The sequence below is a fragment of the Bradyrhizobium sp. 139 genome, assembly GCF_023074175.1.
Classification (GTDB): Bacteria; Pseudomonadota; Alphaproteobacteria; order Rhizobiales; family Xanthobacteraceae; genus Bradyrhizobium.
The window spans coordinates 72931-92466 of record NZ_JADPKS010000107.1 but is presented as its reverse complement, the minus strand read 5'-3'; the positions used below and the strand labels follow the sequence as shown (position 1 = coordinate 92466).

At 63.8% G+C, this 19536-nt stretch carries 24 protein-coding genes and 1 pseudogene; 20 read left to right on the top strand and 5 right to left on the bottom strand.

From position 1 onward, the window contains the following. Positions 1-101: 101 nt before the first annotated feature. From IVA80_RS24470 to IVA80_RS24440, 7 genes are all read left to right on the top strand, one after another. A complete protein-coding gene (locus tag IVA80_RS24470; protein WP_247436482.1) occupies positions 102-596 on the top strand; it encodes a DUF2267 domain-containing protein in 495 nt (164 codons plus the stop codon). Between the two features lie 73 nt (positions 597-669). Then, positions 670-1098, top strand: coding sequence for a CBS domain-containing protein (locus IVA80_RS24465; RefSeq protein ID WP_247436479.1), 429 nt, complete (start codon positions 670-672; stop codon positions 1096-1098). 49 nt (positions 1099-1147) lie between these two features. Beyond that, positions 1148-1333, top strand: coding sequence for a hypothetical protein (locus IVA80_RS24460; protein ID WP_247436476.1), 186 nt, complete (start codon positions 1148-1150; stop codon positions 1331-1333). 15 nt (positions 1334-1348) lie between these two features. Then, the gene (locus IVA80_RS24455) at positions 1349-1549 is read left to right on the top strand and encodes a hypothetical protein (protein WP_247436473.1); all 201 of its coding nucleotides are present in this window, start codon (positions 1349-1351) and stop codon (positions 1547-1549) included. A gap of 2 nt (positions 1550-1551) precedes the next feature. Beyond that, a complete protein-coding gene (locus tag IVA80_RS24450) occupies positions 1552-1779 on the top strand; it encodes a hypothetical protein (protein ID WP_247436468.1) in 228 nt (75 codons plus the stop codon). 16 nt (positions 1780-1795) lie between these two features. After that, the gene (locus tag IVA80_RS24445; protein WP_247436418.1) at positions 1796-2053 is read left to right on the top strand and encodes a hypothetical protein; all 258 of its coding nucleotides are present in this window, start codon (positions 1796-1798) and stop codon (positions 2051-2053) included. Positions 2054-2102: 49 nt separating this feature from the next. After that, positions 2103-2348: a hypothetical protein gene (locus IVA80_RS24440; RefSeq protein WP_247436416.1), complete on the top strand. Its 246-nt coding sequence runs from the start codon at positions 2103-2105 to the stop codon at positions 2346-2348. A 54-nt stretch (positions 2349-2402) separates the two neighbouring features. Here the strand turns inward: IVA80_RS24440 and IVA80_RS24435 are convergent, their stop codons facing one another. Beyond that, positions 2403-3707, bottom strand: a complete 1305-nt coding sequence (locus IVA80_RS24435; protein WP_247436413.1) for a DUF763 domain-containing protein — start codon at positions 3705-3707, stop codon at positions 2403-2405. 125 nt (positions 3708-3832) lie between these two features. On the opposite strand from IVA80_RS24435, the gene IVA80_RS24430 reads away from it, so the two are divergent. After that, complete coding sequence (locus IVA80_RS24430) at positions 3833-4975, top strand: mechanosensitive ion channel domain-containing protein (protein WP_247436410.1); 1143 nt, start codon at positions 3833-3835, stop codon at positions 4973-4975. A gap of 191 nt (positions 4976-5166) precedes the next feature. Here the strand turns inward: IVA80_RS24430 and IVA80_RS24425 are convergent, their stop codons facing one another. Continuing rightward, entirely contained in the window at positions 5167-6147 is a 981-nt protein-coding gene (locus IVA80_RS24425) for a tripartite tricarboxylate transporter substrate binding protein (RefSeq protein ID WP_247436407.1), read from the bottom strand. Positions 6148-6263: 116 nt separating this feature from the next. Here IVA80_RS24425 and IVA80_RS24420 point away from each other — a divergent pair, with 116 nt between their 5' ends. The 6 genes and pseudogenes from IVA80_RS24420 to IVA80_RS24395 all read left to right on the top strand — a co-directional run bounded on the left by IVA80_RS24420 (position 6264) and on the right by IVA80_RS24395 (position 11148). Then, positions 6264-6974, top strand: coding sequence for a TetR family transcriptional regulator (locus IVA80_RS24420; protein WP_247436404.1), 711 nt, complete (start codon positions 6264-6266; stop codon positions 6972-6974). 29 nt (positions 6975-7003) lie between these two features. Continuing rightward, a complete protein-coding gene (locus tag IVA80_RS24415) occupies positions 7004-7888 on the top strand; it encodes an amidohydrolase family protein (protein WP_247436402.1) in 885 nt (294 codons plus the stop codon). A 51-nt stretch (positions 7889-7939) separates the two neighbouring features. Continuing rightward, on the top strand, positions 7940-8653 hold the full coding sequence (locus IVA80_RS24410; RefSeq protein WP_247436397.1) for a PIG-L deacetylase family protein: 714 nt from the start codon (positions 7940-7942) through the stop codon (positions 8651-8653). Then, positions 8650-9333: a 4-carboxy-4-hydroxy-2-oxoadipate aldolase/oxaloacetate decarboxylase gene (locus IVA80_RS24405; protein ID WP_247436384.1), complete on the top strand. Its 684-nt coding sequence runs from the start codon at positions 8650-8652 to the stop codon at positions 9331-9333. Before IVA80_RS24410 ends, IVA80_RS24405 begins: the two co-directional genes overlap by 4 nt. A gap of 26 nt (positions 9334-9359) precedes the next feature. Further along, the gene (locus tag IVA80_RS24400) at positions 9360-10229 is read left to right on the top strand and encodes a hypothetical protein (RefSeq protein WP_247436382.1); all 870 of its coding nucleotides are present in this window, start codon (positions 9360-9362) and stop codon (positions 10227-10229) included. Continuing rightward, a pseudogene (locus tag IVA80_RS24395) lies at positions 10226-11148 on the top strand (DUF1932 domain-containing protein). The gene IVA80_RS24400 and the pseudogene IVA80_RS24395 overlap by 4 nt, the downstream one beginning before the upstream one ends. Positions 11149-11157: 9 nt before the next feature. Here IVA80_RS24395 and IVA80_RS24390 read toward each other — a convergent pair. The 3 genes from IVA80_RS24390 to IVA80_RS24380 all read right to left on the bottom strand — a co-directional run bounded on the left by IVA80_RS24390 (position 11158) and on the right by IVA80_RS24380 (position 14104). Further along, positions 11158-11472: a hypothetical protein gene (locus IVA80_RS24390; RefSeq protein WP_247436380.1), complete on the bottom strand. Its 315-nt coding sequence runs from the start codon at positions 11470-11472 to the stop codon at positions 11158-11160. A 154-nt stretch (positions 11473-11626) separates the two neighbouring features. Continuing rightward, entirely contained in the window at positions 11627-12832 is a 1206-nt protein-coding gene (locus tag IVA80_RS24385; protein WP_247436378.1) for an amidohydrolase family protein, read from the bottom strand. A 30-nt stretch (positions 12833-12862) separates the two neighbouring features. After that, positions 12863-14104 carry an amidohydrolase family protein gene (locus IVA80_RS24380; RefSeq protein WP_247436376.1) on the bottom strand — a complete coding sequence of 414 codons (1242 nt, stop codon included), beginning with the start codon at positions 14102-14104 and terminating at the stop codon, positions 12863-12865. A 145-nt stretch (positions 14105-14249) separates the two neighbouring features. Between IVA80_RS24380 and IVA80_RS24375 the strand changes: the two genes are divergently transcribed. The 6 genes from IVA80_RS24375 to IVA80_RS24350 all read left to right on the top strand — a co-directional run bounded on the left by IVA80_RS24375 (position 14250) and on the right by IVA80_RS24350 (position 19516). After that, positions 14250-14669 carry a nuclear transport factor 2 family protein gene (locus IVA80_RS24375; protein ID WP_247436374.1) on the top strand — a complete coding sequence of 140 codons (420 nt, stop codon included), beginning with the start codon at positions 14250-14252 and terminating at the stop codon, positions 14667-14669. A gap of 187 nt (positions 14670-14856) precedes the next feature. Further along, a complete protein-coding gene (locus tag IVA80_RS24370; RefSeq protein ID WP_247436362.1) occupies positions 14857-15765 on the top strand; it encodes an amino acid ABC transporter substrate-binding protein in 909 nt (302 codons plus the stop codon). Positions 15766-15923: 158 nt separating this feature from the next. Then, positions 15924-16397, top strand: coding sequence for a MarR family transcriptional regulator (locus tag IVA80_RS24365; protein WP_247436360.1), 474 nt, complete (start codon positions 15924-15926; stop codon positions 16395-16397). Between the two features lies 1 nt (position 16398). Then, positions 16399-18450, top strand: a complete 2052-nt coding sequence (locus tag IVA80_RS24360) for an FUSC family protein (protein WP_247436358.1) — start codon at positions 16399-16401, stop codon at positions 18448-18450. Continuing rightward, complete coding sequence (locus tag IVA80_RS24355; RefSeq protein WP_247436355.1) at positions 18447-18653, top strand: DUF1656 domain-containing protein; 207 nt, start codon at positions 18447-18449, stop codon at positions 18651-18653. Before IVA80_RS24360 ends, IVA80_RS24355 begins: the two co-directional genes overlap by 4 nt. Further along, positions 18650-19516, top strand: a complete 867-nt coding sequence (locus IVA80_RS24350; protein ID WP_247436353.1) for an HlyD family secretion protein — start codon at positions 18650-18652, stop codon at positions 19514-19516. The genes IVA80_RS24355 and IVA80_RS24350 overlap by 4 nt, the downstream gene beginning before the upstream one ends. Positions 19517-19536 lie beyond the last annotated feature (20 nt).

Sequence of the window (19536 nt, the reverse complement as noted above, 5' to 3'; positions counted from 1 at the left end):
CCAATATTCGATTTGATCTCAACTTATATCGTGTCTCGGAACGGCGCGCAGTCGCGTCTGTTGTGATCCAAAGCTCAAGAATCCAAGGTGGAGGTTCGCAAATGAGTTCCAGCGCCATTCCCACGTTCGACAAGACGGCACAAACCACGCACCTCTGGCTCAATGAGATCGGTGAAGAGATAGGGCTCGACGACCAGCAATCATGGCACGTGACGGGCGCTGTGCTGCACGCATTACGCGACCGCTTGCCGATCGAACTCGCCGCGCATCTCGGATCGCAACTGCCGCTGTTGGTCCGCGGCGCGTACTACGATCAGTTCCGGCCATCGGAGCTGCCAAAACGGGTGCGTTCCCTCGACGAATTCCTTCAGATGATCGCTACGGAACTGACGTTCGGCCGACCGGTCAATACCAAGGAGGCGGCGCGTGCGGTTTTCAAGGTTTTGTCGCGGCATTTGAGCCCGGGCCAGATCGACAAAGTCAGAGAGGCGCTGCCAGAAGAGGTGCGGACGATTTGGAGCGAGCCCGGTACGCAGGACATATCGGGTCGTGCGACGGCGGATACGTCCGGGCGGTCGAAGGGTATGTCGCACTAGGCTGGAAGAAACCTTCTGCGCGATGTCGGCGTTAACCAGTTAAACCTCCTGAGATCAACTGAGGAGCACAGCCATGCAGGTCCACGACATCATGACGCCGTCCGTGCATATTGCCGATCCCAACATGACCATCCGGGAAGTCGCGCGCTCGATGCGTGCCGACAATGTCGGTGCGTTGCCGGTGGGTGAGAACGATCGCCTGGTCGGCGTGGTCACCGACAGAGACATTGTGATGCGCGCCGTCGCCGAGGAGCGGTCGCCGGGCAACACCTCGGTGCGAGAGGTGATGTCCGAGGGCGTCTGCTACTGCTTCGAGGACGACGATGTGGAAGGCGCCTCGCAAGTGATGGCGACGCATCAGGTCCGGCGACTCCCGGTGCTCAACCGGCAGAAACGCCTGGTCGGCGTTGTCGCCCTCGCCGACATCAGCAGGGCAGACGACGAGTGCGCCCAGGATGCGTTGAAGGATATCTCCGCACCATCTGACAAGGAGCGCTGGTAGCGCGCGCTCATTGTACGACATACGACGTCACCTTCCGGAAGGAAACGACATGACCAGCAAGATGCCACCCGTTCCACGTGCAAACCAGAGCCCGAAGGGAACCGGCGATCCCAAGCAAGCCTCCGCGGACGAGCTGCCGCATGGCCAGCAACCCGCGCAGAACCCGGATCAGCAGGGTCAACAGGGCAACATCAAGCAAAACACGACCAATCAAGGATACCAGCAAGACCGCTGAGGAGGACGACATCTCATGTCGACATCCACGAAGACACCGAAAAGCATTCGTCAGGGCGGGCCCGGCGCGTCGCACGAAAATGCGAAGGACCCATTGGAGATAAAGAAGCCGCCTGCGGACGATCCGCAGCGGACCCACAGCCGGGTGTCCGGCGGCGGAGGCGAACACGATTCCCACCACAGGCATGATGCCGCCGGGAAGGGCGGAGAAAGGTAATCATGAGCAACAAGCAGCCAAAGCTGTACAGGCCCACGGGTAAGGATATTCGCGACAATCCCCTGATCGGTGGATCGAAGGGTGCCACCATGGCAGGCGCGTCGCCCGACGACATCGAGGATGCTCTCGGCGAGAATACGATCGAGGGCGACGTCGAGAACGACGTGAATGTCGGCGGGGGTATTGACAAGGACGTCGCACGCAGCGGCTCGCCTCGACGAGGCCGGTGAATACCGGGAGACTGACATGCAAGGCAGAAAGACCCACGAGCAGCAGGTGCGTATTCTCGAGCGCAAACCGGATGTGCCTGACGCACGAGAACTCGAGCAGGCCTCTGGTCGCAATCCCCGGGCCGTTCATCGGCCGAGGGCGGAGGCGCGGCAAAGTGAGTTCCCGGTCAGCCGTGGTGGCCTCAACCAGGAGAGCGATCACAACAAGCACAACAATCCCGGCCAGAGCGGCCATAAGCCGCCGAAACCATCGCCGCAACAACAGAAGCACTGATTTCCGGGGCGATCATTCGAAAAGGCGATCATTCGAAAAGGAGAGGCCGATGCCAAGCGGACGTGGCAGCAAGACGCATTTCAGATCGGGCATGCACGGCAAGAGCGACGGCACCGGCGCTCTGGCCGACGTGTCCAAGGACAAAATCGGCGACAACGTGGTCTTGTCCAACCGCGACAAGGCCCAGCACTCGGACATCCGCGGCATGGACGGCAAGTTCATCCAGACCGAGCAATATCAGGACCACGCGGCCAACCGGCTCGCGGATGACGATCAGGACTCCGAGGAGACTTGAGGAGCAAGACTTCAGGAGCAAGACTTCAGAAGCAAGACTTCAGAAAGCAAGGCTTCAGAAGCAAGACTTGGGGAGAAGATCGTTTCCTCCCGACAACTCGGACCGGTGCTCAGCCGGTCCGTTTTTTGTTTCCGCGAGATCGCGTTCCCAGCCGAATACGGATCGGCCGTCGAGCGCCGGCGATGCCGCGCGTTCATCTGCGATGTATGCCTCCACCGACGGCCCGTGCGCGGTGCGCTCCAGGCGACGGGCCTGGTCGTCGAGGCGCTTGATCGCCTGCATCTCTTCCTCGCGCCCTAATTTTGCGTTTTGGATCGCGCCCTTGAGCACGCGGATGGTCTCGTCATAGACCTTGATCGGAACGGGGTAGGGATGTCGGTCCTTGCCGCCATGGGCGAGCGAGAAGCGGGCGGGATCGTTGAAGCGATAGGGCGCGCCGTGCACGACTTCGGCGACCATTGCCAGTGAGCGCACCGTGCGCGCGCCGACGCCGGGCGTCAGCAGCAGATCGGGAAAATCGACCGGGCCACGCTCGGCGGCCGCGGCCAACGTGCCGTGCAGGCGCCGCGCGAACACGTCCTTCGGTCGCACGTCGTGATGCGCGGGCATGATCAGATGCGGGAGCATCCCCTGTGCCGGTTCGGGCGCGGTCCCAACGAGGCGTTCGAATTCAGTGACGATGCGGTCGGGGCCGAGACCGCTCAACAGCTCGAGCTGCGCGGTGCGCGAGACATCGGCGCGATGGTCGGTGAGGTTGACGATCTCGCCCTGCTGGGGGCCGTCGATTGCGCTGTGCGGCGTATCGACAAAACTCTTCAGGGCCTCGGAGTGCCAGTGATAGCGGCGGGCCTGGCGCTTGTCGCCGTTCATGCCCTGTTGCACCACCGTCCATTTGGCGTCGGCGGTGACGAAGAAGCCGTGCAGATAAAGATCAAACCCGTCCTGAACCGCGGCGCTGTCGACCTTTGCCACCAACCGGCTCGCGCGCGTGAGTTTCGCACCGTCGAAGCCGACGCGGTTGCCGAGTTGCATCAGTTCGTCCGGTGTCTTGCGCGAGTGCTGGCCGCGCCCGCCGCAGACGTAAATTCCGAGCTCGTCCTGGAGCGGGCCGAGCCCGCGCTTCAGCGCACCGATTACAGAGGTCGTGATACCGGAGGAGTGCCAGTCCATCCCCATCAAGGCGCCGAACGACTGGAACCAGAACGGATGCGACAGCCGCTGGAGGAACGCGTCGCGTCCATAGTGATGCACGATCGCCTGCGTGACGATTGCGCCGAGCGAGACCATGCGCGTCGCGAGCCAGGGCGGAACCCGGCCAGTGTGCAGGGGAAGGTCGGCGCTGCCGGTACGTCGAGTCATGATTGTCCAGAAATAGCGCAGTTCGGCGACGGTTGCACCAGAGGAATGCTGCGTTGCACGGGAAGGCGGAGCGAAGCCGGCAGGAACGCGTTGAGCGCAGACGCCAACGCAACGCGGGGACATAGATGAATTTGCAGTCCGTTATGGCCGACATCGACAAGATGTTCGGCTGGATACCCTCGTGGTTCGTCGGTCTCGGCCTGATCGCCGTCGCGATCCTGCTCGCATTGTTGCTCTATCGGGTCGCGGTATGGCTCCTCAAGCGCGCCTTCGGAACCCGCCTCCCTCTTCTGGCCGTGTTCATCAACCGGACTGCCGGTCCGGCTCAGCTGGCGCTGTGTCTTGCCTCGGTCGCCCTGGTCTTGCCGCTTGCGCCCCTCGACGAAACAATCCGTACGCCGCTACTGCGCCTGTTCGTCGTCGCGTTTATCGCCCTGATCGGATGGATTTCGATCCGGGTCGTCGACATGAGTGCGGCGCGCTATCTCCAGAACTTCCGCGACGTCGCTGAAAATTTCGTTGCGCGCAAGCATGTCACCCAGGTCCGCGCGTTCAAGCGCGTGACCGACACCATCATCGTCATCATTGCGGTCTCCACCGCACTCATGACGTTCGACTCGGTCAGGCAATATGGCGTCAGCCTGTTCGCATCCGCCGGTGTCGCCGGTATCATCGTCGGTCTTGCCGCGCGGCCGCTGCTCAGCAACCTGATCGCGGGCTTGCAGATCGCGATCACCCAGCCGATCCGGATCGAGGATGCCGTGATCATCGAAAATGAGTGGGGCTGGGTGGAGGACATCGCCTCGACCTATGTGGTGATCCGGCTGTGGGACTGGCGCCGCATGGTGGTGCCGCTGTCCTACTTCATCGAAAAGCCGTTCCAGAACTGGACCCGCGACACCGCTTCCCTGATCGGTACGATCGCGCTCCATGTCGACTACCGCGCAGACGTGCCGCGGATCCGGCGCTGGCTGGAGGAGGCGATCAAGGAATCCAGGCTCTGGGACGGCGCCGTGGTCAATCTCCAGGTGATCGATGCGGATTCCCGCACCATCGAGCTTCGGGCACTGGTCAGCGCAAGGAATGCACCGCAATCCTGGGACCTGCGCTGCGAGATGAGGGAGAAGCTCATAGCCTTCATTCGCAACGAGATGCCGGAAGCCTTGCCGCGAGAGCGCGCGATCCTGATCCCGTCGGGCGACGATGATGCCGATTTCCTGCGCCGCCCCGCGCCGCCGGAGAAAATGCGGGCGAGGGCGCACAATTGAGGGAGCAGCTCTTAGCCCGGATAGATGCCGACGCGCAACGTGCCGCTCGGCGCCAGGAGCTTTGCCTCGCCATCGGCGCGCGCAGGCGCGCCGAGCAGGCGGATGATTGCAGCGCGAGCAGGGCGGGGCGTGCAAGGTGTCAGGAAGAGGTCTTCACGTGAAGTCAGGAAGAGGTCTTCACGTGAAGATCGTCACTGCGCGCGAATGTCGGCGGCCTTCAGCACCGGCTCCCACTTGGTCGCCTCGGCGTGCATGTAGGCGTCAAAGTCCTTGGCGGACGAGCCGACCGGAGCCGCGCCGATCTTGCCCAGCGTCGACAGCACGTTCGAATCCTTGAGCGCCGCCTTCAAATCGGTTTCGAGCTTCGCCACGATCTCCGGCGGCATCTTTGCCGGACCAAGCACGCCCCACCAGACCGAGACGTCGTAGCCGGGCACGCCGGCCTCTGCGACGGTGGGAACGTCGGGCAGCGCCTTGGAGCGATCGGCCGAGGTCACAGCGAGCGCGCGCACCGGGCCGCCTTCGATCTGGCCGATCGCCTCTGCAAGCGGATTGATGCTGAGCGGGATATCGCCAGCGATTACCGCGGTCAGCGCCGGCGCGCCGCCCTTGTAAGGGATTGCGACGATCTTGGTGCCGGACATGTGTTTCAGCAGCTCCCCGGCAAGATGCGCCGAGGTGCCGTTGCCGGACATGCCGTAGGAGAGCTTGTCCGGCTCTTTCTTCGCCGCAGCCAACAGATCGCCAAGCGTCTTGTAGGGGCTGTCCTTGGCCACGACGATCGCGAGCGGGGAGGAGGCCACTTCGGTGATCGCGGTAAAATCCCTGAACGTGTCGTAAGGTACGCTCGGATAGATGAACTGGTTGAGCGGATGGCCGCTCGCGACCAGGATCAGCGTGTAGCCGTCGGGCGCGGCCTGCGTCAGCGCCTGCGAGGCCACGATGCCGCCGGCGCCGGGACGGTTGTCGATCACGGGTTGCTGGCCCCAGGTCTTGGCCAGTGCCTGCGCCAGCGTCCGCGCGAGGACGTCGACTGCGCCGCCGGCCGCATAGGGCACGAGGATGTGAACCGGCTTGCTCGGATAATTGTCGGCGGCCTGCGCGGCGCCGCCCGCCAGGAGCAGACCGGCACCGAGCAGCAAACTGCCGATCTTCTTGTTCAAATCCAGCATTTTCAAGCACTCCTTGCGGGCGTTCGCATCCCTGCCTCGGTCTTCCGAGCCGCCCGGATGTTGCCCCATGGTTTTTGTTGACGAGACCTGATCTTTTGTACGATAGTACAAATTGCATGGTACGCAAGTCCACCAGCAAGGAAACGGCCCGCAAGCCGAACATGCGCGAGGCGATCCTCGCCGCGGCCGAGGAGCTGTTCGCGACCAACGGCTTCAACGCTGTGTCGGTGCGCGACATCGCGCATGCCGCCGGCGCCAATCCCGGCAGCGTCACCTATCATTTCAAGACCAAGGACGGCCTGCTGCTGGAGATCTACCGGCGCCACTGCGGGCCGATGAATCTCCGTCGCTCCGAGCTGCTCGCCGCCGCCAGGCGCGTGCGCGATCTTCAGGACCGGCTGGAAGCGGTGGTGCGGGCCTATGTGGTGCCGGCCTTCACCTCGGGCAGCGATCTCGCCGGGGGCGGAGCGCGCTTCACGCGGCTTCGCGCGGTGATGTCGGCGGAAGGCAACGAGGTCGCACGAAAAATCATCGCGCAGACCTTTGACGACACCAGCCATGCCTTCATCGATGCGGTTCACGAAAGCCTGCCGCACATTCCGCGCGCCGACATCGTCTGGCGCAGCCACTTCCTGCTCGGCGCGCTCTATTATTCGCTGGTGACGCCGGATCGCGTCTCGCGCCTGTCGCGCGGCGAGGCCGATGGCAGCGATGCCGCGAGCGCCATCGAGCAACTGGTGCAGGCCACCGTCGCTGCTTTCCAGGCGCCGGCGCTGGATCAGGCCGCACCCGCGCGGCGGCGCCCGGCCGTCAGCAGCAAGACTTGAAGCAAGGGCGCCGTGCGGCGGTTCACCTGATGACGAAGATGTACACGCCGACCATTCCGCCGCCTGATCCGGACACGCGTACGCCGAAATTCAAGCTGCCGAAGCTGTCCTGCGATGCGCATTGCCACATCTTCGGGCCCGGCGCGAAATATCCCTATGCGCCGGATCGGTCATACACGCCGCCGGATGCGCCGCTCGAGGATTTTCGCGCGCTGCATGCCAAGCTGGGCGTGGAGCGCGCCGTCATCGTCAATGCCAGCGTGCACGGCACCGACAACACGGTGGCGCTTGATGCGATCGCGCAGAGCAACGGCGCCTATCGCGCGGTTGCCAATATCGACGATACCATTTCCGAGCGCGGGCTTCGCCAGCTGCACGAGGGCGGCTTCCGCGGTTGCCGCTTCAACTTCGTCCGCCATCTCGGTGGCGTTCCCGATAAGCGGGTATTCGATCGCGTCATCGCGATGATCGCGCCGCTCGGCTGGCATATCGACCTGCATTTCGATGCGATCGACCTGCCCGAATATGCCGACATGCTGGCAAAACTGCCGCTGAGCTACACCATCGATCATATGGGGCGGGTGAAGGCGTCCGAGAGACTCGACCAGTTGCCGTTCGAGATACTGATCGAGCTGATGCGGCGCGACGAGAAGTGCTGGGTCAAGATTTGCGGTTCGGAGCGGGTGTCTTCGGCCGGTCCGCCCTTCATCGACGCCGTGCCGTTCGCGCGCAAAATCGTCGAGACGGCGGTCGACCGGGTCATCTGGGGCACCGACTGGCCGCATCCCAACGTCAAGGCGATGCCGAATGACGGCGATCTCGTCGATCTGATCCCGCTGTTCGCGCCGGAGCCGGAGTTCCAGCAGAAGATCCTGGTCGGCAATCCCGCGCGCCTGTTCGGGTTCGATGCATGACCGTCTCCGTGATCGATACGTCGCTTATCAAGGAAAGAGGGGAGTAGTCCCATGAAGACAGGTCTTGTCGTCACCGCCCACCCGGGCGATTTCGTCTGGCGCGCCGGCGGCGCGATCGCGCTGCATGCCAAAAAGGGTTACCGCATGAAGATCGTCTGCATGTCCTTCGGCGAGCGCGGCGAGAGCCAGTTCGCCTGGAAGGAAAAGGGCGCAACGCTGGAATCGGTTAAGGCCGGCCGCAAGGACGAGGCGGAGCGCGCGGCAAGGCTGCTCGGCGCCGAGATCGAGTTCTTCGACTGCGGCGACTATCCGTTGAAGCTGAACGAGGCGCATTTCGACCGCATGGTCGACATCTACCGCGAGCTCAATCCGAGCTTCGTGCTGACGCACGCGCTGGAAGACCCCTATAATTTCGACCATCCGAACGCGGCGCATTTCGCGCAGGAGACCCGCGTCGTTGCGCAGGCCATGGGCCATAAGCCCGGCGCGCAGTACAAATATTCGGCGCCGCCGGTGTTCCTGTTCGAGCCGCACCAGCCTGAGCAGTGCAATTACAAGCCTAACCTGATCCTCAAGATCGACGAGGTCTGGAACGAAAAGTACGAGGCGTTCCAGATTCTCGCCGCGCAGAAGCATCTCTGGGGCTATTACGAGCGCGTCGCACTCAACCGCGGCATCCAGGGCAGCCGCAACACCGGTGTGCCCATGACTTATGGCGAGGCCTATCAGCGCCTGTTCCCGACCGTCGAGGAGATACTCGCATGAAGCCGATCGTCGTTCGCAACATTGAGCGAGCCGATCCCGCCGAAATGGCGGACTACGGCGTCTCGACCGTGCACGAGGCCTATGGCCGCATCGGGCTGATGAAGCCGTATTTGCGGCCGGTCTGGCCGGGCGCGGCGATCGCCGGCCCCGCGGTCACCGTGCTGGCGCAGCCCGGTGACAACTGGATGATCCATGTCGCGGTCGAGCAGTGCAGGAAGGGCGACATTCTCGTCGTCGGTTGTACCACCGACAATACCGACGGCATGTTCGGCGAGTTGCTCGCAACCTCGCTCCAGGCCCGCGGCGTGCAGGGATTGATCATCGATGCCGGCTGCCGCGACGTCAAAGCGCTGCACGAGATGAGGTTTCCGGTGTGGTCGCGCGCGGTCTCGGCCAAGGGCACGGTCAAGGCGACGCTCGGTTCGGTCAACGTCCCCGTGGTTTGCGCCGGCGTCAATGTCGATCCCGGCGACATCGTCGTGGCCGACGATGACGGCGTCGTGGTGGTGCCGAAGCGATATGCGGCCGAGGTCGCCGAGAAGGCGAAGAAGCGCAACGCGGATGAAGGCGGCAAGCGCAAGCGGCTGGCTTCGGGCGAGCTGGGCCTCGACATGTACAGCATGCGCGAGGCGCTGGCGAAGGCCGGACTCGTCTATGTCGACAATCCCGAGGACGTCTGAGTTACGAAACAGAACGGAGCGGGCGGATGGATCGTCTCAACCTGAAGGCCGTGCTCGGCAGTCACCCCCACGTCCAGGCGGTGAAGAGCGGCGAGCTTCGCTCCGACCGCTTCGATCTCGACTTCATCGAGTACACCCCGACTAACAGCGCGTTCAAGCCGATGGTGCGCGAACAGGCGTTCGACGTCTGCGAGATGGCGATCGTCACCTATCTGATGGCGAAGGCGCACGGCAAGCCGCTGGTGCTGCTGCCTGCCACCATGCTCGGTCGCTTCCAGCATTCCTACGCGCTCTACAATCCCCAGCGTGGAACGCTCGGGCCGTCCGATCTCGAAGGCAAGCGCGTCGGCATCCGTTCCTTCACGACGACGACGGGCGCGTGGATCAGGGGCATTCTCGCCAATGACTACGGCGTCAATCTCGACAACATCCGCTGGGTCACCTTCGAGGATCCGCATGTCGCCGAATATGTCGACACCACCGAGCGTGCGCCGAAGGACAAGAAGATTCTTCAGATGCTGCTCGACAGCGAGCTCGATGCCGTCCTCGGCGAGACCTCTGATAATCCCAAGCTGAAGCCGCTGTTCCCCGATCCGGCTGCGGAAGCGGCCAAATGGTACGCGCATCGCGGCGTCGTCCCGGTCAATCATCTCGTGGTCGTGACCGAGAAGCTCGCGAAATCGCGCCCCGAAATGGTCGCGGGCATTTATGATCTCTTGAAGCGGAACAAGGCGCAGGCGAAGCCCGCGGAAATGCCCGACCCTGTCCCGTTCGGGGTCGAAGCGAACAGGAAATCGTTGGAGCTGATCGTCGACTACGCATTCCAGCAGGCGCTGATCCCGCGCCGCTATGCGGTCGAGGAGCTGTTCGATGAGACGACACGAGGACTGAACTGATGTCGGATCCGACACGATGGCGGATCGGGCTCGTCGGCTATGGCGAGGTCGGCAGGATCCTGGCCGAGGATTTGCGCCAGCAGGACATCAGGGTCGCGGCCTATGACATCAAGCTCGGCGGCGAGCAGGGCGCTCCTCTGAAGGAGCATGCGGTGAAATTCGGTGTCGGACTGGCGGCCTCTCATGCCGAGCTGACCGCGAAATCCGACTTCATCATCTCCGCGGTCACGGCGAGTCAGGCCGTGCCGGTGGCAGAAGCCTGCGCGGCCGGGATCGATCAAGGCACCTGGTTCCTCGATTTCAATTCCGCTTCGCTCGGCGCCAAGCAGCGCGCCGCGACGCTGATCGACGGCGCCGGCGGGCGCTATGTCGAGGGCGCGGTGATGACCTCGGTGCCGCCTTACCGCATCAAGGTGCCGTTGCTGCTCGGCGGCCCCGGCGCAAAGAATTGGAGCCGCTGCTAAACGCGATCGGCTTTGCGGCCAAGGTTGCGAGCGACAAGCTCGGCGTGTCGTCAGCTGTGAAGATGTGCCGCAGCATCATGATCAAGGGCCTGGAGGCCATGGTCATCGAAAGCTTCACCACCGCGCGCGCCTATGGCGTCGAGGATGCCGTGCTGGCCTCGCTCGCGGAGACGTTTCCCGCAATCGACTGGGAGAAGCAAGGCGCCTATTTTTTCCAGCGCGTGATCGAGCACGGCCGCCGCCGTGCCGAGGAAGTGCGCGAGGTCGCGGAGACTGTGCGCGAGGCTGGACTGACGCCGTGGTCGGCGCAGGGCACCGCTGAGCGGCAGGCCTGGGTCGCCGATCTCGCCGAGCAAGGGCTATTCGGAACGAAGGGCACGAAAGAGTTCGCGCGCAGCGCCGATTGGCGTACCGAGGCGGACCGCATCCTGGCAAAAATCAATCGCGAGACCTAGCGCGCGGCGTCAGGTCAAGATCGTGCCGCGATAATTCAAGACTTCGTCGCGGGCCTGTTCGATCAGGTCGATCAGAGTCCTGGATTTGCGGACGAGTTGTTCCGTGGCCGGTTGCACGCGAAATTCGGACAGCACCGCATGGATGCATTTGGCGGCGGCGTCGAGGATCCAGAGCGCACGGGTCATGTCGCCCTGCGTCTGGATCGCCGATATATCCAGATCTGACAGAACGTGGCCGATGCCGTCGAGCCGCTTGGCGGCGGCGTCGGCGGGCGTCTGGGTGTGAATGGAATGATAGTCGATGCTGTTGAATGCGCTGAACATGTCCATACTCCCCATCAAACGCAGACGTCAGTGCAGGCCGTAGTTATGGTCAGCAGGGGGCGACTCGCAACGCGTTCAGCTACGGTCCGGGATTTTACCGGATTCGGATGGGGAGCGAGATCAGCGGTAAAATCGAACGGAAGTGGCCGGATAGCTAGGCGCGCCTCCCGACAATCTTACCGCTGGAAGCGACAGGCTTGCCTTCCTTGTAGACCGAGCGCGCCTGCGGGACCGCGACGACGGCCTCGGGAACATGTTCCGCCTGCAGCGTCACGAAATCGGCCTTGGCGCCGACGCGCAGGCCGTAGCCTTCGAGGCGAAGCGCCTTTGCGCCGGCTTCGGTGACGATGTCGAAAGCGACACGCAGTTCTTCGTCGATATTGAAGCCCGAGCGATAGCCGAGCATCGTCGCCCGGCGCAGCATGTCGCCGTCGCCATAGGGCCACCAGGAATCGCGGATGTTGTCATTGCCGCTGAAGACGGTGACGCCGGCGTTGCGCAAGGTGAGGATTGGCGGAAAGGGCCGGGCGCCCGGCGCATTCGTCATGATCGCGACGCCGGAATCGGTGAGGATGTCGCCGATCCTCTTGAGCTGATCCATGGGGATATCGCCGAGCCCGTAAGCATGACTGACGGCAACGTGTCCCTCCATGCCGAGCGCGCGTGTGCGCGCTGCGATCTGCTCGATTTCGAACGCGCCGAGCGTGCCCATGTCGTGCAGATGGATGTCGACATCGACGCCGTGTTTGCCGGCCACACCGAACACGACGTCGAGATGCTTCTCGACGTCGCGATCGAAGCTTGCCGGATCGAGCCCGCCGACGAGGTCGGCGCCGATCCCGATGGCTTCGTCCAGCAATTGCGGCGTGCCCGGGCTCGCCAAGATGCCGCTCTGGGGGAAGGCGACGAGTTGGATGTCGATCAGGCCGCTGTATTCCTCGCGCACGCGCAAGATCGTCTCGAGCGATTTCAGGCCGACGGAACCGTCGACCATGACGTGGCTGCGCATCTGCGTGGTGCCGTGGGCGATACAGAGATCGAGCTGATTGCGTGCGCGCACATCCATCGGCGCGGCCTCGGCCATGTTCTGCGCCTGGAAGGCCACGCGCTCATGCACATTGAACCCGTTGGTGCACGGCTTGTGCGGACGCCAGGCGTCGCCATAGAAGCTAGTGTCGAGATGGACGTGGCCTTCAACGAAGCCGGGAACCACGAGGGCGTTGTCGAGGTCGATGGTCTCGTTCGCAGCGGGACGCTCATCGACGGGCGTGATCGCGGCAATACGGCCGTCCGCAACCACGATGTGATGCCGGGCCCCGCCGTCGAAGCGCGCGTTCAGGAAGATCGTGTCGAATGCCATCCGGTTCCTCCGTTGATCGATTGCGGGCCTCTAGCTCCGTGGTGGGAACAGCGTGGGCCGTTGCCGCTCAAACGTCTGCCGGCCGGTCTTGAAACCCATCACGATATCCGGCAACTCGGCGATGGCGAAGCGGCTGTCCTTCGTATCGAGCACGACGAGATCGGCGGGGTTGCCGACCTTGATGCCGTAATCGCCAAGGTTCATCAGCCGTGCGGGCAGTTCGGTCACGAGATCGAGGCAGGTGTCGAAATCGCTGACGGAGGCGTGCGCGACATTGGCATAAAAGTTTGCCATCCGGAGCAGCGAGGCGTCGCCAAAGGGCGTGAAGGGGTTGAGCACGTTGTTGGTTGCGACCGAGCACAGCACGCGGTCGCCGGCGAGCCTGTGCGCGAGTGTCATCCCGCGCGGCACGTTGTGGGTGGCTTCGCGGCCCATCAGATAGAGGTCGGTTGCGGGTAGCACGGTGACGGCAACGCCGGCTTTTGCCAGTTGCGCGGTCGCCGCCTTCAGCCGCTCAGGCGGCAAAGCCGAGAGCTTTGTGGCATGGCCGATCGCGACGCGCCCCTGGTAGCTGCGCCGCTCGGTCTGCTGGCAGACCTCGTCGAGATGCCACCAGGAGGGGTCTAGATCGAAATCGAGATGGAGATCGACGTCGAGATTGAATTCCTGCGCGAGATCGAAGATGCGTTCGAGATGGGCGTTCGGGTCGGTGTCCATATAGGGACAGCCGCCGATCGCCTCGCCGCCGTCGCGCAGCGCCTGAACCAGCAGCTGCTCGCTGCCGGGGTCGTTGGTCAGGCCTTCCTGCGGGAAGACGCAGAGCGACAGGTCGATCGCCCAGGCATAATCGCGCTTCAGTGCCTTGACCGCCTCGAAGCCGCGCAGGCCGATGCGCGGGTCGATCTCGACATGGCTGCGCATGCGCGTCGTTCCGTGCACGATGGCGCGTTCGAGCACCCGGGCGCCGCGCGCGTAGACGTCCTCGACCGTGAAATCCTTCTTCATCCCGGCCACGGCGCGGATCGCTTCCGAGACGCTGCCGTGATTGTGCCCGCAGCGGCCGAGCAGGCAGGCCTTGTCGAGATGGATATGGGTGTCGACGAACCCCGGCAAAGCGAGGCGCCCGCCGACATCGACCTCGATGGCCTCGCAGGCAAGCTGCGGCTCGATCGCGGCGATGCGGCCGCCCTTCACGCCGATATCGACGGATGCGGCGGATGATCGCAACAGCGTGTTGCGGAAGATCAGGTCGAAGGCGGTTTGGGCGATCATGGCATCGCGGCTCGCGGGGAGAGCAGTTGATAGCGCTCGGCAGATCCTGTTTAGCGGCAATGTAGCGGGGGATGTGATCAAAATATATGCAATGCATTCCCGGAGGTCGGCGATAGTATGCAGAAATTATCGGAGAGATGCAGCCATGCCCGCAGCCGTCAAAGGCGAGAGCGCAACCTTGTCGGACGCAGAGATCGTGGAGGCCTATCTTACAGCATCGATGATTCCCGATCCTGACGCCGCAGCGGCCTCTATGGCGCCGGGCACGATCATCACGTTTACGGGCGGGCGCGAGTTCGACCATCCATGCGGGCCGACCGCCTTCAACGCGGGCCGCTACCGCTGGGTCAAGAAGAGGATGGATCGGTTCGACGTCTGCCCGGGCAACGGCGAGACCATCGTGTACAGCGTCGGCACGCTGTTCGGGGAGTGGAACGACGGGACTGCGTTTGAGGGCAACCGCTACGTCGATCGTTTCGTGGTGAGAAACGGCAAGATCACCAAGATGGACGTGTGGAATGACAGTGCCGAGCGCATTCTGGTGCAGCGAGGCATTGAAGCGTAAATCCATCGGGCCGTTCGTCTCGGGCAGCGCAATATCTGGCTTCGGCAGTGAGAGCCGCACGCATATACAACACCGCGATAGCTGATAGACCTAAGCTGGTCTGGCGATTGTTCCCGCCCTGGGCTATCACCTTGCTCGGCTGCGCCTCGACATTGCGGCACAGTCGATGACCCCTGAGGAGCAGCCGATGCGTCTTCCCACCGTTATCCTGGCCGTCACATGTCTTGCCGGCGCAGCTTCAGCCGAAGACCTGTCGGGCACGCTCCAGAAGGTCAAGGAGACCAAGAAGATCACGCTGGGCTATCAGGAAGCGTCCGTTCCCTTCAGCTATCTCGACGGCAACCAGAAGCCGGTCGGCTTCGCCATGGATATCTGCCTCAGGATCGTCGATGCCGTGAAGAGGCAGCTCGACATGCCCGACATTGCCGTCGACACTCTCGCCGTGACGTCGTCGAACCGGATTCCGTTGATGGTCAACGGCACTCTTGATCTGCACTGCTCGGCGACGACAAACAACGCCGACCGCCAGAAGCAGGTCGCTTTCACCAATACGCATTTCCTCAGCGCGACCCGGTTTGCAGCCAAGAAAGCCGCGAAGATCAACACCATCGACGATCTCAAGGGCAAGGCCGTGACGGCGGTGGCGGGATCGGTCAACCTGACGCAGCTCGCCAAGGTCAACACCGAGCGCAATCTCGGCATCAATTTGATGCCGGCCAAGGACCAGGCCGAAGCCTTCCTGTTGCTCGAGACGGACCGCGCCCAGGCCTACGCGCTGGACGACGTGCAGCTTGCGGTGGCGATCGCGCGCTCGAAGGAGCCGCAGCTGTTCATGATCAGCGAAGAGACGTTCTCGAAGCCGGAGCCCTACGGGATCATGCTGCGAAGGGAGGACGCGCCCTTCAAGGTGCTGGCCGATCGCGCCACGGCAGAGCTTTACGCGAGCCCGGAGATCGAGGTGCTCTACAAGAGGTGGCTGGAATCCCCGACGCCGCCGAACGGCCTCAACTACAACGTCCCGATGTCGGCGGCCTTGCGCAACGCCTTCAAGAAGCCGAGCTCGAGCGCCGATCCTGATGTCTACGTGGTGAATTGAGGCGCGGGCGGTCGCTACCTGAGGCGTGGCGCGCGCAAGCGGCCCGCCGAAATGCCAAGAATAGTCCGTCGGGAACCTGCGCCGCCCTTCGTTCGCTTTTTCGTGATCGACTCGCCATTATGATTGCACGCTAATAGTTTGGCTCCTATCTAATCTGCGTGGCTCCCTCGCAGGTTCATATCCATGCCGAAATCGGACGGCTCATCGCGCGCCTGGCCCGCATCTGGCGCCGCGAGTCCGATCAGGCGCTGTCCGATCACGGCCTGTCCTATGCGACCGCGATCCCGCTGCTGGTGCTGTCGCGGCAGGGCGACAACGTGCGGCAGGGCGTGCTCGCCGACGAGCTCGGCATCGAGGGGCCGTCGCTGGTTCGGCTCGTCGATCTACTCCAGACCGAAGGCCTGGTGGAGCGCCGCGAAGACCCGACCGACCGCCGGGCCAAAACGCTACATCTGACCAAAGCGGGCGAGGCCAAGGTCGAGGAGACCAACCGGATTTTGCGGCGCGTTCGGGCAAGCCTGCTCAAGGATGTCGGGCCCGAGGAACTTACGATAGCCTTCGCGACTCTTCAGCGCATCGAGCAGCGGGCCAGTCGCCTGCAGGGCACCAAGACCGGTCCAGAGACGAAATAGCATGCGTGCGCAAGAGCCGTTCCTGGTCCGCCACGCGGACCTCATTTTTGCTTTGAAGACGTTTGCCGCGTCGATCCTGGCGCTCGTCATCGCACTCGCCATGGACTTGCCGCGGCCTTATTGGGCGATGGCGACCGTCTACATCACCTCGCAGCCGCTGGCGGGCGCGACCAGCTCGAAGGCGTTCTTCCGCGTGATGGGCACGCTGGTCGGCGCGATCATGACGGTGGTGCTGGTGCCGAACCTGATCGATGCACCCGAGCTCCTGTGCCTTGCCATCGCGCTCTGGGTCGGGCTCTGCCTCTATTTGTCGCTGCTGGATGGCACGCCGCGCAGCTACGTCTTCATGCTGGCGGGATACACGGTTGCCCTGATCGGCTTTCCCGCGGTCTCCGAGCCCGGCGCCATCTTCGATACCGCCGTTGCGCGGGTGGAGGAGATTTCCCTCGGCATCATCTGCGCGAGCATCGTCTCCACCGTCGTCTTTCCTCGCAGCGTCGCGCCAGCTGTTGCCAATCGCGTCGACACCTGGCTGACGGATGCGCAGCGCCTGAGCCAGGCGGTGCTGCTTCGTCAGGGAACGAGTGATACGCGCCGCGGCAGGCGACTCAAGCTTGCGACCGACATCGTCGAGATCGACACGCTTTCCACCCATCTTGCGTATGACCGACTGACTGGCCGCAATGCGATAACTGGCCTCGGCGAGATCCGGCTGCGCATGCTGATGCTCTTGCCGGTGATCGCCTCGCTGGAGGATCGGCTGGCTGCGCTGGGGGAGGAGGCGCTGCGCCGGCAGCCCGAGCTGATGCGGCTGCTGGAGGATCTTGCGCAATGGATTGCGAGCGACGTCGGCGCACGGCAACCGGCCGAGCGGATCCGTGCTGTGATCGCAGAGCGACAGGCGGTGCTCGATGACAGCGCCTCATGGGAGCGGATCATCACCACGAGCCTGCTGTCGCGGCTGCGCGAGCTCGTCGACCTGTCGCGCGACTGCCGCGCGCTGAGCGAGGCCATCGCCGAGAGCCGCAATGTTTCAACGCTCGATCTGGCGTTCCATTCCGAGGCCGGCGCCGCGCCGGTGCGCCACCGCGACCGCGGCCTTGCCTTGTGGTCGGCGGCCGGCGCGGCCGCGGCCATCCTGATCTGCTGCGCGTTCTGGATCGGGACCGGCTGGCCGGACGGCGCCTCGGCGCCGATGATGGCGGCGGTCGCGTGCTCATTCTTCGCCGCGCAGGATGAGCCCGCACGTTTCATCCGCAGTTTCGGCCTGTGGTCGCTGGTCGCCATCGTGGTCGTGGCGATCTATCTGTTCGCGTTGGTGCCTGCGATCTCCCATCTCGAGGTTTTGGTCGCCGCGCTGGCGCCGACCTTCCTGCTCTACGGCTTCCTGATCGCGCGGCCGCCAACGGCCGGCACCGGCATGGCGCTCGCTGCCAACACCGCAACGCTGCTGGCGCTGCAATCGACCTACAGCGCGGATTTCGCATCCTACGCCAATTCCGCGGTCGCCTTCTTTGTCGGCGTCGCAATCGCCGAGCTCGTGACGCGGATCGCGCGCGGCGTGGGCGCGGAGTGGATCGCCAATCGCCTGGTGCTGTCGAGCTGGAAGACGCTTGCGGTCGCTGCCGAGCGCCGCGGCAAGCGCGATCGGGCGGAGTTTGCGGGCCTCATGCTGCACCGGCTGGGTCTTCTAGTGCAGCGCATCGCCTTTCTGTCCGAGAGCGACCGCCGCGACACCGACAGCCTTGTCCAGCTCCGCATCGGCTTGAACATCATCGATCTGCGGCGCGCCCGCTATAGCCTGGCGGCACCGACCATTGCCGTGATCGACGACATGCTCGACCAGCTGGCCGTCGCTTGCCGCAAATATGCGGGCGATGGAATGCCGTCCGAACTTCTGACAAGCGTCGATCGGGCATTGGCCCGGGCGGTGAAGGATCCCGACGAAAAGGCACGCGAGGACGCCCTGATCGGCCTCGTGGGCATAAGGCGCGGCGTGTTTCCGGACGCACCGGCCTATCGACCGCGTGCAGGCGAGAGTGTTGCGGCATGAGATATGTCATCGACATCTACGGCGTGCTCGTGCCGGCGCTGCTGCTGTGGATCATCGTCGCTTATGCCCTCAGCGCTGTGCTGCGGCGCCTCATGCAACGCTTCGACCTCTATCGTTTGGTCTGGCACCGCGCGCTGTTCGATTTCGCGATTTTCGTCTGTCTTCTCGGCGGAGTCGTCTATCTCTCGGAGTATCTCTCATGAAAGGGAATTTCGCCTGGCTTGGCCGCCTTGCGCTGACCGTGCTCGCCGTCGTTGCCGCGCTCGCCGTCGGACGCGAACTTTGGGTCTACTACATGGAGCAACCCTGGACCCGCGATGGCCGCGTCCGCGCCGACGTGGTGCAGGTCGCGCCCGATGTGTCGGGCTTCGTGACCGAGGTGCTGGTCAAGGACAACCAGAAGGTCCGCCGCGGCGACCTGCTGTTCAAAATCGACCGCGAACGTTTTGCGCTGGCGCTGCGGCAGGCCGACGCGTCGGTGGCCGGTCATCAGGCCACGCTCGATCAGGCCAATGCCGATTTGAAGCGCTACAGCGCGCTGACCACGGATGCGGTATCGCAGCAGAAGCAGGAGCAGGTTCTGGCCACCCAGCTTCAGGCCAAGGCGGCCTTCGACCAGGCCGTCGCCGACCGCGCGGTCGCCCAGCTCAACCTCGATCGCAGCGAGGTCCATGCCTCCGTGAACGGCGTGATCACCAACATGGATCTGCGTCCCGGTGCCTACGTCACGGCCGGCAAGGGCGTGATGGCGCTGGTGGATACCGACACGCTGCATGTGGAGGGCTATTTCGAGGAAACAAAACTCGCGCGCATCCGCATCGGCGACAAGGTGCAGGTTCGCCTGATGGGCGAGAAGGTCACGCTATCGGGCCGTGTCGAGAGCTTCGCCGCCGGCATCGAGGACCGCGACCGCGCCGAGGGCGCGAGCCTGCTCGCCAACGTCAACCCGACCTTCAGCTGGGTGCGCCTCGCCCAGCGCGTGCCCGTGCGCATCGCGCTGGATCCCGTGCCTGAGAACATGTCGCTGATTGCGGGACGTTCAGCGACGGTGGAGGTGTTGAATTAGCCCCTGTCGTCGACGCGCGG

Coding starts and splice junctions, on each gene's coding strand:
- IVA80_RS24460 (WP_247436476.1), top strand. CDS start 1,148: ATGACCAGCAAGATGCCACCCGTTCCACGTGCAAACCAGAGCCCGAAG.
- IVA80_RS24405 (WP_247436384.1), top strand. CDS start 8,650: ATGAAGCCGATCGTCGTTCGCAACATTGAGCGAGCCGATCCCGCCGAA.
- IVA80_RS24385 (WP_247436378.1), bottom strand. CDS start 12,832: ATGGCATTCGACACGATCTTCCTGAACGCGCGCTTCGACGGCGGGGCC.
- IVA80_RS24415 (WP_247436402.1), top strand. CDS start 7,004: ATGACGAAGATGTACACGCCGACCATTCCGCCGCCTGATCCGGACACG.
- IVA80_RS24450 (WP_247436468.1), top strand. CDS start 1,552: ATGAGCAACAAGCAGCCAAAGCTGTACAGGCCCACGGGTAAGGATATT.
- IVA80_RS24465 (WP_247436479.1), top strand. CDS start 670: ATGCAGGTCCACGACATCATGACGCCGTCCGTGCATATTGCCGATCCC.
- IVA80_RS24380 (WP_247436376.1), bottom strand. CDS start 14,104: ATGATCGCCCAAACCGCCTTCGACCTGATCTTCCGCAACACGCTGTTG.
- IVA80_RS24420 (WP_247436404.1), top strand. CDS start 6,264: ATGGTACGCAAGTCCACCAGCAAGGAAACGGCCCGCAAGCCGAACATG.
- IVA80_RS24400 (WP_247436382.1), top strand. CDS start 9,360: ATGGATCGTCTCAACCTGAAGGCCGTGCTCGGCAGTCACCCCCACGTC.
- IVA80_RS24360 (WP_247436358.1), top strand. CDS start 16,399: ATGCGTGCGCAAGAGCCGTTCCTGGTCCGCCACGCGGACCTCATTTTT.
- IVA80_RS24425 (WP_247436407.1), bottom strand. CDS start 6,147: ATGCTGGATTTGAACAAGAAGATCGGCAGTTTGCTGCTCGGTGCCGGT.
- IVA80_RS24355 (WP_247436355.1), top strand. CDS start 18,447: ATGAGATATGTCATCGACATCTACGGCGTGCTCGTGCCGGCGCTGCTG.
- IVA80_RS24370 (WP_247436362.1), top strand. CDS start 14,857: ATGCGTCTTCCCACCGTTATCCTGGCCGTCACATGTCTTGCCGGCGCA.
- IVA80_RS24390 (WP_247436380.1), bottom strand. CDS start 11,472: ATGTTCAGCGCATTCAACAGCATCGACTATCATTCCATTCACACCCAG.
- IVA80_RS24455 (WP_247436473.1), top strand. CDS start 1,349: ATGTCGACATCCACGAAGACACCGAAAAGCATTCGTCAGGGCGGGCCC.
- IVA80_RS24350 (WP_247436353.1), top strand. CDS start 18,650: ATGAAAGGGAATTTCGCCTGGCTTGGCCGCCTTGCGCTGACCGTGCTC.
- IVA80_RS24435 (WP_247436413.1), bottom strand. CDS start 3,707: ATGACTCGACGTACCGGCAGCGCCGACCTTCCCCTGCACACTGGCCGG.
- IVA80_RS24375 (WP_247436374.1), top strand. CDS start 14,250: ATGCCCGCAGCCGTCAAAGGCGAGAGCGCAACCTTGTCGGACGCAGAG.
- IVA80_RS24410 (WP_247436397.1), top strand. CDS start 7,940: ATGAAGACAGGTCTTGTCGTCACCGCCCACCCGGGCGATTTCGTCTGG.
- IVA80_RS24470 (WP_247436482.1), top strand. CDS start 102: ATGAGTTCCAGCGCCATTCCCACGTTCGACAAGACGGCACAAACCACG.
- IVA80_RS24440 (WP_247436416.1), top strand. CDS start 2,103: ATGCCAAGCGGACGTGGCAGCAAGACGCATTTCAGATCGGGCATGCAC.
- IVA80_RS24430 (WP_247436410.1), top strand. CDS start 3,833: ATGAATTTGCAGTCCGTTATGGCCGACATCGACAAGATGTTCGGCTGG.
- IVA80_RS24445 (WP_247436418.1), top strand. CDS start 1,796: ATGCAAGGCAGAAAGACCCACGAGCAGCAGGTGCGTATTCTCGAGCGC.